Raw genomic sequence first — 15,968 nt, forward strand, 5'->3', positions numbered from 1 at the left:
GGATATGTATGAAGTTATATATTAAGTTATTAATTGTGGTGATGTTCACATTAAGCATATTAATTATACGGGATAAAACCTTTTATGGGAAGAGTGAAGAGGATATGTTTAGTGGAATATTAAATAGTGTAAATGCTTCTACTGAGGAATATGTAGTGGAGGGCAGGTTTTATAGTCAAGAAAGTAAAGAAAATATATATGAAACTATAATAACTAATATAGAAAAGGCTATGGGACAAGTTTACCAAGAAGTTAATAAGGACTTAAGTTTTAAAATAGATTATAACCATGAAGAATATGATGGAAGGATTTCAATAGCTGATTATGGTAAAGGATATGATGTTGTACTAAGAATTTCTATTTGTAAACCTAATTTAGATATTGATGAAGAAAAAACTGTAGAAAAGAAAATTAAAGAAATTTTATCCCCAATTAGTAGTAAGGTGGAATACTCGCTATATGTAAAAAGTAAAATCTTAAACGGCACAATAGATGAAACAAGAGATGTGATTTTAAAGCAATTATATTTAAATAAAGCACAAAATATTGATGAAGTAGAAATAAGTAATGGATATAGTATTATAAGCAATACAAATTTATACGATAAAGAAATAATACTAGGTGAGGAGATAGATTTTAACTGTGCTATAGTTAGATATTCCTCAGGATGCTATTTAATAATGGGGACACCTGTAATCAGGATAACATACTAAGAAATAGCATTTTAAATGGAGGATTAACATGAGTAAATTTTATATAAATGGAAACCGTAGATTAAAAGGGAGTGTAAACATAAGTTCAGCCAAGAATGCTGTATTACCAATACTAGTGTCCACTATACTAACAGATAGTGTATCAACCATCAATGGATCACCTATGCTAGAAGATGTATTTGTACTATGTGAGGTATTAAGATCTCTTTCAGCAGAGGTTAATATAGATAGAGATAATAATAAAATTGATATTAATACAAAAAACTTAAAATATGAAGGTATAGATAATGACTTAGTAAGAAAAATGAGAGCATCTTTCCTAGTTATAGGAGCTATGGTAGCTAGATTTGGAAAGGCAAAAATTTCTCTGCCTGGAGGATGTAAAATAGGATCTAGACCTATAGATTTGCATTTGAAGGGACTAAAAGCTTTAGGAGCAACAATTAAAGAGGAACACGGATATGTTGAAGTAGTTGCAGAACAATTAGAGGGTAATACAGTTTATTTAGACTTCCCATCTGTGGGAGCCACAGAGAACTTGATGATGGCTGCAACTCTTGCTAAAGGAGATACTTTTATAGAGAATGCAGCTAAGGAACCTGAGATAGTAGACTTAGCAAATTTTTTAAATAAAATGGGGGCTAAGATTCAAGGTGCAGGAAGTGGTAAGATATGCATAACAGGAGTAAAAAGATTAGAAGGAGTTTCGTATACGCCTATATTTGATAGGATTGAAGCAGGAACATTTATAATAGCAGCACCCATTACAAAAAGTAAAATTACAATAGAAGGTGTGGATGAAGAACATCTCAAGTCAGTGATAGTTAAATTACGTGAAATGGGTGTTAAGATTGATGTATTCGGAAATAAAATTGTTGTAGATGGAGATGTAGAATTAAAACCCACAGATATTATGACTATGCCTCATCCAGGATTTCCAACAGATATGCAATCACAAATGATGACATTATTAAGTATTACCCATGGAAGAAGTAGTGTGACAGAAACTATATTTGAAAATAGGTTTATGCAGGTGGCAGAGTTAAGAAGGATGGGAGCTAATATTAATGTTAACGGAAGAATTGCGACAATAGAAGGTGTTAAAGAGCTTACAGGAGCTGAAGTAGTAGCACCAGATCTTCGAGCAGGAGCAGGACTGGTTTTGGCAGGTTTATGTGCTAAGGGTGAGACTATAGTAGATCACATATACCATATAGATAGAGGATATGTAACAATAGAGGATAAACTCAATGCCCTAGGCGCAGAAATAACTAGAATATAATTATACTTTATATAGCTCAGCTTTTAATTTAAGGCTGGGCATTTTTATATTTACAAAATTATAAGCATATTACCATAAATATAATAATAAATATAACTAAGTCTATCTAGTATAGGAGAGAAGTTTATTTATTAGGAGGAAGAAAAGTGAAGTACTATGGGAGGATTAAAATAAATATTAATTATGATAAAGCTATAGTTGTTATTAAACCAATATTGATGGTGGCTATTTATTCAGCAGTATTACTAGGATTTCTAATATTATCCTATAAATTGATATTAGGTGAAGGAGGTAATATAGGTAAAAAAGGAAATGACTCATCACAGGCTATAGAAGTGATGCAATCTAAAAATAAAGGTGAGAAATCAAATAAGGGCATTTCCTTTAAGCTAGATGTAGATACAATAAAGGTTTATTTGACAAAGGAAAATAGGATTATAGAGGTGCCTTTAGAAGAATATATTAAGGGAGTAGTATGTAGTGAGATGCCATTAAACTTTAATAAAGAGGCTTTGAAGGCACAAGCTATAGCAGCAAGGACATATACCTTAGCTCATACAAAAGCTGTATCAAGTGGATGTGCCAATGGAAGAGGAGCAGATTTGTGTGATACTGTTCATTGTCAGGTATATACACCCAAAGAAGTAAAAATAGCTCAGTTAGGTATAGGTGGAGAAAATAAATGGAAACTAGTTGAAGATGTGGTGAATGAGACTAGAGGACAAGTGTTAACATATAATAATGAATTAGTATTGGGGGCGTATTATTTCTCTACAAGTAGTGGGAAAACTGAAAATGTTGAAGATGTATTTTCTACAGCACTACCTTATCTTAGAAGTGTTGAAAGTTTAGGTGAAGATATTGCACCAAGATATAAAAGTACGGAAACTATAGACATAAACAGATTTGCGCAAGTGGTTAATAGCAGTTATAGTAATGCAAATTTATCACCACCTAATCTAGAAGATCATATTAAAGTAAATAATTATACAGATGGTGGGTCAGTGAAAGAAATAACCCTTGGTAATGTTACTATAACAGGGGTTAAATTTAGACAGTTGTTTGGATTGAATTCCGCTAACTTCTCTTTAGAGTTTTTAAATAATCAAGTTGTTATAAATTGTAATGGCTTTGGTCATGGAGTAGGTATGAGTCAATGGGGAGCTAATGTAATGGCTAGTCAAGGCAAGAGTTGTGAAGAGATTTTAAAACATTATTATACAGGTATTGAAATAAAAAAAATCAATGAAAATTAGAAAGAAATAGGGCTTTTGCCCTATTTTTTTAGTTTTTAGCAAAAAAATATGAAAAAAATGAGATAAATAAGAAAAAAATTTTCTTATAGTGTATTAATTTCCCAATAAACGTCCACAATACTGATGGAGGTGTTTTTATGAACAATAAACTTAACAAAGTGAAGCAATTTTTCAAAAAAGAAGGCTTCTATGTAATTTTATTTGTTTGTCTATGTGCTGTTGCTACAGTTGCAGCTATAACAGCTGGAAGAAATAACAATAAAAATTCTGAAGAAGATAAAGTAGCATTAGAACAAACAGAAAAAGAAGTTGTAACTCAACCAGAAAAACCTGAGAATGCACTACAAGTTAAAGAGGAGCTTGAGCCAGTACCAACAGTTAAGAATAATGATACTGCAGCAGTTTCATCTCAAACTAAAGTTAGTTTTAAAAATCCAGTAGAGGGTACTTTAGGTAGAGCATATTCTGAAGATCCAGTATATTGGGCAACAACTAAGAGTTATAAAAATCACTTAGCTATGGATGTTAAAGCTGCAGAAGGTTCAGCAGTTGTAGCAGTAAGTGCTGGAGTGGTTAAAAAAGTAGATGCAAATACAGAAGGTACCTATGTAGAAATAGACCATCAAAATGGACTAACTACAATATATGGAAACCTTAAAGAACAGGTTCTAGTTAAAGCTGGAGATAAAGTTACAGCTGGTAAAGAAATAGGAGCTGTAGGTAAAACTACAAACCTTGCATATGAGGAATATGGAGATTATCTTCACTTCCAAGTATTACAAGATGGAAAAGAAGTAGACCCAGCTAAATATGTTAGTTATAAGAAATAACTAAAATAGAATTAATATTCTTGCTAGCTTTAAAACTTTAAAGTAAAAGGCTAGCAAGAATGTAATTTAAATAAGGAAGTTAGCATATTTATAATTATAGAAGGGTTAAGGAGGTAACGCTTTGAAAGACTATATTGAAGATAGAGTACTAGAAGTAGCAAAATATATAATAGAATCCGAGGCTACAATAAGAAAAACAGCATCGGTATTTGGTGTAAGTAAAAGTACAATCCATAAGGATATGACTGAGAGATTACCTAAAATAAATGCTCAAATAGCAGAGGAAGCAAAAAACATCTTAGATCTAAATAAAGCTGAAAGACACATTAGAGGTGGAAAAGCTACTAAAATGAAATATAAAACAATTGAAGGTTAGGTAGAATAGTAATATAATAGGTGTATATTGTTTTAGTAAATATTGTATAGTATTTCAATAAGAAGAAAATACTAGAGAGCAGGAGTGAATTTTAAGATGTTTTTTTTCGGTGTAGGAACAGATATGGGAATAGACCTAGGTACGGCTACAGTACTGGTTTACACAAAGGGTAAGGGTATAATACTAAAAGAACCTTCAGTTGTAGCAATAGATAAAAGTGCCAATAAGGTCTTAGCAGTAGGTGAAGAAGCTAGAAAAATGATAGGTAGGACGCCAGGAAATATTGTTGCAATTCGTCCACTTAGAGATGGGGTAATATCAGATTATGATGTTACAGAAAAAATGTTAGAGCACTTTATTAAAAAAGCTTGCGGTAAGAGAAAGATGTCAACACCAAGAGTTGTAATGTGCGTACCATGTGAGGCTACTGAAGTAGAAAGAAGAGCTGTTGAGGATGCGGCAAGAAATGCAGGAGCTAAAAAGGTTTTATTAATTGAAGAACCTTTGGCAGCAGCTATAGGAGCGGGGTTAGACATAACTAAAGCTAGTGGGAATATGGTTATTGACATAGGTGGAGGTACCACCGATATAGCAGTAATTTCTCTAGGAGGAATGGTTGTAAGAGAGTCTATTAAAGTTGCTGGAGACGATTTTGATGATGCTATAATTCGTTACATAAGGAAAAAGCATAAATTAATGATTGGAGAAAGAACAGCAGAAGAACTTAAAATAAACATTGGATGCGCATATCCTAAAGATGAGGACATTAAGGCAGAGATAAGAGGAAGAGATCTTATAACTGGACTACCTAAAAATATCACAGTTTGTTCTAGTGAGATGGAAGAGGCATTAAAAGAAGCTGTTACTTCCATAGCTGAATGTGCACATTCTGTACTAGAAAAAACACCACCTGAACTGGCTGCAGATATAGCTGATAAAGGTATAATAATGACTGGTGGAGGAGCTTTATTAGATGGATTAGACAAACTCATTGAAAAAGTTACTAATGTACCAGTATATGTAGCAGAAGATTCAGTATCTTGTGTAGCTGTTGGAACAGGAAAAATGCTTGACTATGTAGATAAGTTAGACGATTCGTTTACAGGATATAATGTTTCAATAAATAGTTAAGATGTACAAGTTAGAATATTAAACCTATATTTTAAATTATGTAAATAAATTTATATGATGTCCAACAATAGAAGTTAAAAATAAAGGTTATATAAATATAAAAATGTGATTTAATATACCTACTATGCAAAAAAATATTTGTATAGTAGGTATATTTTATTTTGTATCATTTCTAGTTGGTGTAAGTAACTCATTTTCTATGAAAGGGAGAGTTAATAAAAACTATAATTATATCTTCGAAATTAATGGTTGTTAAAAAGATTTTAATAGTATAAATAAGTCCATGTACTGTATATAATATCTAGGTAATAATCGTTCATCATTAATCACATAATGAGCTGAGATAATACCCATGAACAAGTCCTTGAGTTATTACTTTAGAGATTTCCAAAATTAGATTTAATCGTATATTTCTACTTGTAAAGGGTTCATCAATATCGCTAGAATCGACAATACCTATTATTGATATATCACCTACGGGAGAAAGAGATTTACCAACACCTTTTCCAGGATTAATGGGGTAATCTCGAACTTGTATCTCGCCAATTTTATTAGGAGGACCAAGACAAGCATCGATACCAATAATTTTAGAATCTGGATGTTTTAATTTTATATCCGATAGTTTACTATCTAAATTTAATGCGTGTATAGGATTAGCTATAGTTCCATAGACTGGCAATGGGAAAAATTTTTCTTCTAACATGCTACCAATAAGAGGACCTAAGCAGTCTCCAATGCATCTATCAGTTCCTATACAAACAATAATTGTGTTTGCATTTAATTCATCTTTTAAAAAGTTGGATAAGGTATAATAACCTAATGAATCTTTGTAATGAATCTTAACTTTGCTCACAGAAACACCTCCATATGAATTTATATGAAGCAACTTCGGTATAAATTCTAAAAAATATGGAATAATTTAGATAGTTTTTATTTAAGGAGGATATGTTATGAATAGAAAGGGATATTCTGTAATCATAATTCTATATACAATAGTAAATATAATAGCGTTAGTGAGCTTTAATATAAGTAATGAAAACTTATATTACAAAGAGGAAAATAAGGTTATAGCTAAAAGCAGTGAGAAAGCTGAAAATTATAATAAAGAAATTACTACTGGTATAGAAAAGGAGAATATGGATGCAAATACTTCACAGGATTTAATTAAGAATAATGGGGTTAATGAAACTAGTGTATCAGATGAAGAATTAAAAAAAAGAAGAATTGAAGCTAATAGAGAAAGGCAAAATCAGCTAAATCAAATTTATAAGAGTGATAATGAAATAGTTAAAACTGATGAAATCGAGTTTGACAAATATAATAAGCAGGTTAAGGAAAAAAACAAAGTAATGAAGGTACCACCAGAAGAATTAATAGATGAGTTAACAATTTCAGAGAAGGCAAAGATAATAGGTATATGCAAAGCGTTGAATGAAGAAGACTATTCAGAGATAAACGAATTCCTTACTTATAATAATGAACGATTAGCTGTATTAAGAACTCTCAATGTAATAGAGCGTAAGGTAGATGAAGAGCAAATAGAAGAATTAAAGAAAATATTTTCTAAATATATAGATATGGACAAAGTAGAAGGAAATTAATTATATAAATAACTATTTAAATATAAACTTATACTTATAGTTCTCTAGGAAAATAGATATCTAGTTTCCTAGAGAACTATAAAAATAGTTGTTCTGTTCATGCGGGTTTCAGGTATTATCCTGTAAGAAATAAATTAAATATATTGAAATAATAGTTTATTATTAATGCTTTTAATTAGTATAATGATTTAAATTTAAGTGACGAAATGCCTAAAATGAAAAAATTATGATTAATTGAGAAAAAAACAATAAAATTTTTATAAAAATATTGAAAAAAGGGGTTGAAAAAAAATCAATATAATTGTATACTAAGTCTTGTCAGTTTAGTGACATTTTTATTTATGCAAAAGATTGGGAATTAGCTCAGGTAAGCTAATGTGAAAATCTAGTTATATTAAAATTATGGAGGAGTTCCCGAGTGGCCAAAGGGGGCAGACTGTAAATCTGTTACGTTTCGTTTCGATGGTTCGAATCCGTCCTCCTCCACCATATAAGGTCGCATAGCTCAGCTGGGAGAGCACCTGCCTTACAAGCAGGGGGTCACAGGTTCGATCCCTGTTGCGACCACCATAGTGAATTTAAATTCATTAAACTGCACAAATTATATAATATGCTGGCATGGCTCAACGGTAGAGCAGCTGATTTGTAATCAGCAGGTTGTAGGTTCGATTCCTATTGCCAGCTCCATAAATGGAGGAGTTCCCGAGTGGCCAAAGGGGGCAGACTGTAAATCTGTTACGTTTCGTTTCGATGGTTCGAATCCGTCCTCCTCCACCATATAAGACACTAAGTTTACTTAGTGTCTTATTTTATTTCTAATAAAAGATAAAATAAGAATTGAATAAGTGTTTTATATTAATTGAATAAATCTGTTTATTAAGTTTAGAATATATTTAATGGCATATATAAAGTTGTTATAATGGTAAATATTAATTATTTATATTAATAGATAAGTGTGTTGACAGTTAAATTTCCCTATGCTATTATCTATGTATAAATTAATAATATAACTCTTATCAAGAGTGGTGGAGGGACAAAGGCCCAATGAAACCCAGCAACCGGCTATTAAAAGCAATGGTGCCAATTCCTGCAGTATTTTCTGCAAGATAAGAAAGTTTAGTTTGAAATATACTAACCTCTTCTTGTCTGATAAGAAGAGGTTTTAATTTTAAGTGTCGGTAATATCTAAATATTTAAGGAGGAAAATTCAATGAGAAGATTATTTACGTCAGAATCAGTAACTGAAGGACATCCAGATAAAATGTGTGATCAGATATCTGATTCAATACTAGATGCCATATTGGAAAAAGATCCCAATGCTAGGGTAGCTTGTGAAACTGCAACTACTACAGGAATGGTACTTGTAATGGGAGAAATAAGTACAAACTGCTATGTAGACTTCCAAAAGGTTGTTAGAAATACAGTTGAAGAGATTGGATACAATAGAGCAAAATATGGATTTGATTGCAATACATGCTCAGTATTAACATCTATAGATGAGCAATCAGGTGATATTGCTATGGGAGTTGATGAAGCTTTAGAAAGTAAAGCAGGTCAAATGAACAATGATGAAGCTACAGGTGCTGGAGATCAAGGTATGATGTTCGGATTTGCTACAAATGAAACTGAAGAATATATGCCTCTTCCAATTGCTATGGCTCATAAATTATCAAGAAGACTAGCAGAAGTAAGAAAAAATGGAACTTTATCTTACTTAAGACCAGATGGAAAAACTCAAGTAACTGTAGAGTATGAAGACAATAAGCCAGTTAGAATAGATACTATAGTAATTTCAACTCAGCATTGTCCAGATGTTACAAGAGAACAAATTGAGAAGGATTTAAAAGAGCATGTTATAGCTCCGATAGTACCTGCTGATTTATTGGATGCAAGCACAAAATACTATATAAATCCTACAGGTAGATTTGTTATTGGAGGACCTCAAGGAGACTCAGGTCTTACAGGTAGAAAAATAATAGTAGATACCTATGGTGGATCTGGTAGACATGGCGGTGGGGCTTTCTCAGGAAAAGACCCAACAAAGGTAGATAGATCGGCTGCTTATGCATCAAGATGGGTAGCTAAAAACCTAGTAGCTGCTGGTGTTGCTGATAAGCTAGAAATACAACTTGCATATGCTATTGGTGTTGCTAGACCAGTATCTATACAAATTGATACTTTTGGAACTGGAAAACTTTCAGAAGATAAAATAGTAGATATAGTTAATAAAGTTTTTGACTTAAGACCATCATCTATTATAAAAGAATTAGATTTAAGAAGACCTATATATAAACAAACTGCTGCTTATGGTCACTTTGGAAGAAATGACTTAAACCTACCATGGGAGCAATTAAATAAGGTTGAAGAAATAAAGAAATATATATAAGTAATTAAAGATATATATTTACCAATAAGAATCCACATTAACAATATGATTTGTTAGTGTGGATTTTTTAAGTAGAGAACTCAAATCTACGATTTGGTGTGAATCACTTACTCAGCGAAGGTACTGAGTCGAGTTTCATTAAAAAGACTATAATTAAATTTGCATAGATTATGAAATTTAACAAGGATAATTATTTTTACTTTAAACTGAGTCATATTACTAAATCTTATTATATTATTAATATATATGAGATATAATTTGGTATAATAATAGTTATAGATAGATAATAATAGGTATTAGGAGAGATTTTATGATAACCATTGAAGGGATAGTTGAAACAATTGTATTTAGAAATGATGATAATGGGTATACAATATGTAAACTAAGGTGTGATAAGGAAGTTGTCACCATTGTTGGAACAATACCATTTATAAATGAATCCCAAGAATATAGTGTTCAAGGAGAGTGGACTGTTCATCCTAAGTTTGGTAAGCAGTTTAAAATAGAAAGCATACATGAAATAATACCTACAACTACTAGTGGCATCGAAAAATATTTAGCCAGTGGAGTCATTGAAGGTATAGGAAAGGTTACAGCAAAAAAAATAGTAGAATTTTTTGGAGAAGATACAATAAAAATATTAGATAGTAATATAGAAAAGCTTGAAGAGATTCCTGGCATAGGTAAAAAGAGGATAAATACCATTATGAAATCTTATTTAGAGCAGAGGGTTACTAAGGATATTATTATTTTCTTTCAAAGTTATGGCATAACTGTTAATATGGCCATGAAGATTTATAAGAAGTTTGGAGTTAACTGCATAAATATAGTTAAGGATAATCCATATATATTAACAGAATACATAAGTGGAATTGGGTTTAGAACAGCGGATTCCATAGCTAAGAGCTTGGGCATAGAGAAGGATTCTCTATTTAGAATAAAAAGTGGAGTCATATATATAATTAATGAATTTTGTGCTATAGGAAATACCTTTATACCTATGGATAGATTAAGGGATAAGGGAATGAAACTTCTGGAGATAGACAGTGAGAAATTTGATGAAGGAGTTTATGAACTGATAATTGATGGAAAGATTAAGGTAGAGGTAGTAGATAATATAGATGCGGTATATAATATGTCCTATCTTTATCTAGAGATGTCTGTAACACGTAAAATAGTAGAACTAGCCACTACTAATTATGATAAATTAAGTTTAAATGTAAATGAGAAAATTAATGACTTTGAAAGTAAAGTAAATATTAAATTAGCCAATTCTCAAAAAGAAGCTATAGAGGGTGCTTTTTTTAATGGGATAGAGGTTATAACAGGGGGACCTGGAACAGGAAAGACAACAATTATAAATTGCATTGTAAGTATTTTTGAGAGTTTAGGACTTAAGGTATTTATGGCTGCACCTACAGGAAGAGCAGCGAAAAGGATGGCTGAAGCTACAGGTAGAGAAGCAAAAACTATCCATAGACTTTTGGAAATAGGAAGTTATAGTGAAGAAGAGGTAGATGAAATAGAAAATGAAACATCTGCCATAGAGTGTAATGTTTTAATAGTGGATGAAGCCTCTATGGTAGATATAAGTCTTATGAATGCTCTTTTAAAAGCAATGCAAGTGGGAACTAGACTAATAATAGTAGGAGATGTGGATCAGCTACCATCAGTGGGACCAGGAAATGTTCTTAGGGATATCATAGAAAGCGATGCAGTAAAAGTTGTAAGACTTAATGAGATATTTAGACAAGGACAAGAAAGTATGATAGTACAAAATGCCCACTTAATAAATGAAGGAAAGATGCCTATTTTAAATACCAAAAATAGTGATTTCTATCTTGAAAGAGCTGCAGATAGTGAAGTGATGTTAGAAAAAATCATTGGATTAGTGAAAACGAGACTTCCTAAGTTTAATGTGGAATGGGATAGTGTTAGAGATATACAAGTATTATCACCTATGCGTAAGGGGATTATGGGAATAGATAATTTAAATATACAACTTCAGCAAGTGTTAAATCCTAAAAGTAAAGATAAGGATGAAGTTGAGATTAAAGATATGATTTTTAGAGTAGGAGATAAGGTTATGCAAATTAAAAATAACTATACTCTAAAGTGGAGCAAAAATAATTCCAGTGAAGAAGGTAAGGGTGTATTTAATGGAGATGTGGGGTATATAACAGAAATTAGTGAGGATGAGGATAAGATTACTGTATGCTTTGAAGATGATAAAATCGTAGAATATGAGGAAAGCGACTTAGATGAAATAACTTTAGCTTATGCAGTTACTATCCATAAGAGCCAAGGAAGTGAATTTCCTGTAGTTATTATGCCTATGTTTATGGGACCACCGCTACTGATGAATAGAAATTTACTTTACACTGGAATAACTAGGGCTAAGAAGTTAGTTGTATTGGTAGGTAATTCTAAAGTGGTTGAATTTATGAAAGATAACAATAGAAGTTTTGAGAGATATTCAGGACTTAAATGGAGAATAAGAGAGATAATTCATATGTAGGTAGGAGCGATTTTATGTCATTTATAAAAACCAATAGAGAGATAGTGGAGGCATCAAAGAAATCTATAGAAGATACCATATTAGATGGCGCTAAAAAGAAGATGCATAAAATAAATATAATTTCTGCATTAAATAATAAAAAACAAATCTTTAATAAGGTATTTAACTGGTGCTTTAAAGAAAGTAAAAAGATATTATATATAATAAATACAGATATAGAAGAGGTAAAGATATTAGGATTCATTAATAAAAATTTTATAAATTCTATTGAAGGTGAGAATGATATAGCATATACAGGTAAAGTTAATATATGTACCCACAGTAGAGCCTTATACTTAAAGGAGAAATTTGACTTTATTATATATGATGAAATAAATTCTAGGCCTATATATAGCAATGAATCTATAAATAAGCTAATGGAGTATCTATGTAATAACTATGGAACTATGATTAGTTATTCCATGGAACCAATTTTTCACAATGAGGTAATATTATATAATTTAAGAAGAGATAAACAAGTTCCTATTGCTGAACCTAGGGTTATGGTAACTAGAGTAAATATAGAAGAAGAAATACCTATGAGTGTATATGAATACCTAGAGTGGTCAATAAATACTAATAAGAAGGTTTTAATATATACTCCAGATGATGAGAAAACTCATAAGGTTTATAATTATCTTTCTAATATAGACCATAAGCTTACAAAAAATATATTTAAAGATATAACAGGAGATAGTGACAAGAAGGAACTGTCTAAATTTTTACTAGCAGAGTATGGTATATTGGTTACTAATAATTATAATGAGAACTATTATGAAGTGCATCCTTTGAATATTATGATTTTTTTTGCAGATAATGATAACTTTAATTATAAGGATTTGGTTTATATATCTAGTAAGATAAATAGAAGATCTATGACAGAGCGAGAAGAGGTTATTTTTCTTTGCAATAGTGAAACTGAGGATATGGATAGATGTAAAAATATTTTAAGGGAGTTAAATAAAAGAGCTTGGGAAGAGGGAGTTTTGAAATTATAAAACAGATAGTAGATAATATATTGTCCACTATATATGGGATAGATGATAAATGTATAATATGTGATGAATATGAAGATAAGGATTATATTTGTGAAAAATGTAAAAAGAGCATTAATATAATTAATCTAGAGTCCTCAATAACTCACCAAGATGATGAATTTATAAGCTATTCTTTAGGATTCTACGGCTATGAATTAAAGAAATTGATTTTAAAACTTAAATACAATAAGAGTTTTTTAGCAGGAAAAATATTAGCAGGTTATATGAGTGATTTTATATTAGAAAATTTAAAGGATAAGATAGATATATTAACCTTTATTCCAAGTAGTAAATCTGCTTTAAAAAGTAGAGGGTTTAATCAATGTGAAGTACTTTGTAAATATATAAGTAAAAATTGTGAAATTCCTTACAAGGAATTGCTTTATAAAGCAAGTGATAGTGCAGATCAAATTGGATTAGACAATATAAAAAGATGGGAAAATATAAAGGGTTCTTTTATAGTTAAAAATAAAAAAGAAATAGAAGGAAAGAGAGTACTCATTATCGATGATGTAATCACATCTGGAGCTACAGCTTTTTATGCGGCAAAAGCTATTAAGGAAATAAAGGCCAATGAAGTTTTTATATTGACAGTGGCAAAAAGTAGAGTATAATATAAGAGTCGGGTTTGTGGTTGAAAGTCGATGCCAGTCGCAGGCGAAACGATCCACGTAAGTTAAATAAAATGTTTAATGAGCATGGTGCGGCTTAGAAGTAAGTCCTACCGTATTATAATGCGAGAGGGTTAGTAGTGAGAGGGTAATTCTGGGTAGCAAAAGCTCCAGTAGGCGAGTGTGGGGTCAAAGACCAGGTCAAACGACATAAAGTGCCCTATTTTTAAGGGTTTGCAGGTTTACGGACCTGCACTTTTTTTATATTTTTTAAAAATTCCTGACCTAGAAATCATAAATCACCTCTATTTAGGTACACTTATCCTATAATTTTGAAGATCTTTCTTAGTGTTTTCTTTATTTATATGGGTGTAAATCTTATGAGTAATCTCAGAACCTTTTTTATGACCAACTATATCTTATATAATATATAATAGGTTCTAGAACACCATCAATAAATTAAATTTATTTTTATAAGGTTATTTGGAAGAATTTCGAAATTGCTATTTTTAAATGTATTTTTAAAATAACTGTTCTCTTTAGAAGTTTTATATGATTCAATAAAATTTTTAGCAGCATTACCTGCTATTATTATATATTCATCTTCTTGATATATAGAGTAATTACCATGGAATGTAGGTGCATTTAAATCCTTTTTAAAGAAAAAATATACTCTTTTATAAAATTTAGAACTTATTTCATCAGGATCGCCACTAAGAAAGCTATCATAAAAACGATTAACTATTATTGTATTCTTATTTTGTAATCTATTTATTTCATATGTGCCGATATAATTATGAAGAACAGATATTGAATAAATAGTTACTAGTATAAGCGTAAATTTTAATACATTTTTATCTCTTTTTATTTTTACATATATAGTTGCTATACATATATAGACTGTTAGATATGCATATATATATAAGTTATTCATAAGTGTAATTCCATTACTTTTTATAACTATAATTATAATTGGCATAACAAACAAAAGAGTAAGAGATATATTTTTTATTATTTCATTAATCTTTTTCATATTAGCCTCCATTACATATAATAAATATTTTATTATAATATATAATTTTAAACATTTAAGTATATAAGTAGAAATAGAAAAGGTTAGAATAAAATTATCATTATAAAATACGGGAAATTAAATTCTAGTTTTTGTGGTAAAAAGTTATTTTTGAATATTACTTTATATTTTGTGATACTAATGAGCAATCTTTTAGACTGCCTTTTATTTATTTAAAATTGAAAATTTATTTATGGTTAATTATAAGATGTGATTCTAGATGTTATTAATAAATTATGTAACAATTAGTTATTTGATATGTTATATCCAGCACATGTAATTTTATTATAACATAAAATATGAAAAAAATCATATACTATGTAAAGGCGATATAAGTCGTAGAGTGAAGAAAAAGTAAGCTAGAAAAGGCTAGAAAGAAAACTTTTCAGAATATTAAGTAAAGTCTTCTTGCAAGTATTTATAGTAAAGCTTAAAATATAATTACAAAATAGAAATATTAAAAGGAACCACAATAATCCTTTTTAATATGAGGGGAGCTGGAATTATGAAAGTTAGAGTTATAGGAAGAAATATCGAGGTTACTGAAGGGCTTAGAGCTGCAGTAGAAAAGAAGTTATCAAAATTGGATAAATTCTTTGTAAATAATGAGAATGCTACAGCTACACTAAGTGTGGAGAAGAATATACACAAAATTGAAGTAATAATTCCGTTTAACAGTGCATTATTAAGAGCAGAAGTAAGAAATGGAGATATGTATAATGCAATAGATACTGTAATTGACAAGCTTGAAGGTCAAATAAGAAAACAAAAAACTAAGCTTGAAAGAAGAAATTATGACAATTCTTTAAGATTTAATAATATAGAACGCTATGCTGACTATGATGAAGAAAAAGAGCCAAGGATAGTAAAGACTAAAAGATTTGCCATAAAACCTATGAGCCAAGAAGAAGCAGTGTTACAAATGGAACTTTTAGGACATGATTTCTACGTATTTATGAATGGCGATACAGAGGAAGTAAATGTTGTTTATAAAAGAAAAGATGGAAATTATGGTTTAATTGAACAAGATTTCTAAATTTAATTTTAAAGAAAAGTTAAAAATATACTTATTATATTAATAAAAACTCTATGGCATTAGCTATAGAGTTTTTTATA

General features: G+C 30.3%; 14 protein-coding genes, 4 tRNA genes and 1 riboswitch. Of the genes, 16 read left to right on the top strand and 2 right to left on the bottom strand.

Annotation, left to right across the window (positions count from 1 at the left end; genetic code table 11):
• Positions 1 to 8: 8 nt before the first annotated feature.
• From B3086_RS13700 to B3086_RS13725, 6 genes are all read left to right on the top strand, one after another.
• Entirely contained in the window at positions 9 to 713 is a 705-nt protein-coding gene (locus B3086_RS13700; RefSeq protein ID WP_346847006.1) for a hypothetical protein, read from the top strand.
• A 28-nt stretch (positions 714 to 741) separates the two neighbouring features.
• Positions 742 to 1,995 (top strand): UDP-N-acetylglucosamine 1-carboxyvinyltransferase, encoded by a 1,254-nt coding sequence (gene murA, locus B3086_RS13705; RefSeq protein ID WP_346847007.1) that lies wholly within the window; start codon positions 742 to 744, stop codon positions 1,993 to 1,995.
• Between the two features lie 146 nt (positions 1,996 to 2,141).
• Positions 2,142 to 3,251 (top strand): stage II sporulation protein D, encoded by a 1,110-nt coding sequence (spoIID, locus tag B3086_RS13710; RefSeq protein ID WP_346879768.1) that lies wholly within the window; start codon positions 2,142 to 2,144, stop codon positions 3,249 to 3,251.
• Positions 3,252 to 3,388: 137 nt separating this feature from the next.
• On the top strand, positions 3,389 to 4,081 hold the full coding sequence (locus B3086_RS13715; RefSeq protein ID WP_346847009.1) for a M23 family metallopeptidase: 693 nt from the start codon (positions 3,389 to 3,391) through the stop codon (positions 4,079 to 4,081).
• A 121-nt stretch (positions 4,082 to 4,202) separates the two neighbouring features.
• Positions 4,203 to 4,457 carry a sporulation transcriptional regulator SpoIIID gene (gene spoIIID / locus B3086_RS13720; RefSeq protein ID WP_035135408.1) on the top strand — a complete coding sequence of 85 codons (255 nt, stop codon included), beginning with the start codon at positions 4,203 to 4,205 and terminating at the stop codon, positions 4,455 to 4,457.
• Between the two features lie 96 nt (positions 4,458 to 4,553).
• On the top strand, positions 4,554 to 5,588 hold the full coding sequence (locus B3086_RS13725; RefSeq protein WP_346847010.1) for a rod shape-determining protein: 1,035 nt from the start codon (positions 4,554 to 4,556) through the stop codon (positions 5,586 to 5,588).
• Between the two features lie 322 nt (positions 5,589 to 5,910).
• On the opposite strand, the gene yyaC is transcribed toward B3086_RS13725, so the two are convergent.
• Positions 5,911 to 6,441, bottom strand: coding sequence for a spore protease YyaC (gene yyaC, locus B3086_RS13730; RefSeq protein ID WP_035135412.1), 531 nt, complete (start codon positions 6,439 to 6,441; stop codon positions 5,911 to 5,913).
• 97 nt (positions 6,442 to 6,538) lie between these two features.
• On the opposite strand from yyaC, the gene B3086_RS13735 reads away from it, so the two are divergent.
• From B3086_RS13735 to B3086_RS13775, 9 genes are all read left to right on the top strand, one after another.
• The gene (locus B3086_RS13735) at positions 6,539 to 7,189 is read left to right on the top strand and encodes a hypothetical protein (RefSeq protein WP_346847011.1); all 651 of its coding nucleotides are present in this window, start codon (positions 6,539 to 6,541) and stop codon (positions 7,187 to 7,189) included.
• Between the two features lie 404 nt (positions 7,190 to 7,593).
• Positions 7,594 to 7,678 (top strand) — tRNA-Tyr (locus tag B3086_RS13740).
• A 5-nt stretch (positions 7,679 to 7,683) separates the two neighbouring features.
• Positions 7,684 to 7,759: transfer RNA gene (locus B3086_RS13745), tRNA-Val, on the top strand.
• Between the two features lie 42 nt (positions 7,760 to 7,801).
• Positions 7,802 to 7,876 (top strand) — tRNA-Thr (locus B3086_RS13750).
• A 5-nt stretch (positions 7,877 to 7,881) separates the two neighbouring features.
• Positions 7,882 to 7,966, top strand: a tRNA-Tyr gene (locus B3086_RS13755).
• Positions 7,967 to 8,199: 233 nt separating this feature from the next.
• Positions 8,200 to 8,302: riboswitch (SAM riboswitch) on the top strand.
• 97 nt (positions 8,303 to 8,399) lie between these two features.
• A complete protein-coding gene (gene metK, locus B3086_RS13760; protein WP_346847012.1) occupies positions 8,400 to 9,575 on the top strand; it encodes a methionine adenosyltransferase in 1,176 nt (391 codons plus the stop codon).
• A 310-nt stretch (positions 9,576 to 9,885) separates the two neighbouring features.
• Positions 9,886 to 12,093, top strand: a complete 2,208-nt coding sequence (locus B3086_RS13765; protein ID WP_346893639.1) for an ATP-dependent RecD-like DNA helicase — start codon at positions 9,886 to 9,888, stop codon at positions 12,091 to 12,093.
• Between the two features lie 14 nt (positions 12,094 to 12,107).
• Positions 12,108 to 13,130 (top strand): hypothetical protein, encoded by a 1,023-nt coding sequence (locus B3086_RS13770; RefSeq protein ID WP_346893641.1) that lies wholly within the window; start codon positions 12,108 to 12,110, stop codon positions 13,128 to 13,130.
• Positions 13,103 to 13,783: a ComF family protein gene (locus tag B3086_RS13775; protein ID WP_346893643.1), complete on the top strand. Its 681-nt coding sequence runs from the start codon at positions 13,103 to 13,105 to the stop codon at positions 13,781 to 13,783. The genes B3086_RS13770 and B3086_RS13775 overlap by 28 nt, the downstream gene beginning before the upstream one ends.
• Before the next feature lie 448 nt (positions 13,784 to 14,231).
• Here the strand turns inward: B3086_RS13775 and B3086_RS13780 are convergent, their stop codons facing one another.
• A complete protein-coding gene (locus tag B3086_RS13780) occupies positions 14,232 to 14,813 on the bottom strand; it encodes a hypothetical protein (protein WP_346893645.1) in 582 nt (193 codons plus the stop codon).
• A 544-nt stretch (positions 14,814 to 15,357) separates the two neighbouring features.
• Here B3086_RS13780 and hpf point away from each other — a divergent pair.
• Positions 15,358 to 15,888, top strand: a complete 531-nt coding sequence (hpf, locus tag B3086_RS13785; RefSeq protein ID WP_150844074.1) for a ribosome hibernation-promoting factor, HPF/YfiA family — start codon at positions 15,358 to 15,360, stop codon at positions 15,886 to 15,888.
• Positions 15,889 to 15,968: the final 80 nt, after the last annotated feature.

The organism is Clostridium sp. UBA871 (genome assembly GCF_002295255.1).
Lineage (GTDB): Bacteria > Bacillota > Clostridia > Clostridiales > Clostridiaceae > Clostridium_J > Clostridium_J sulfidigenes.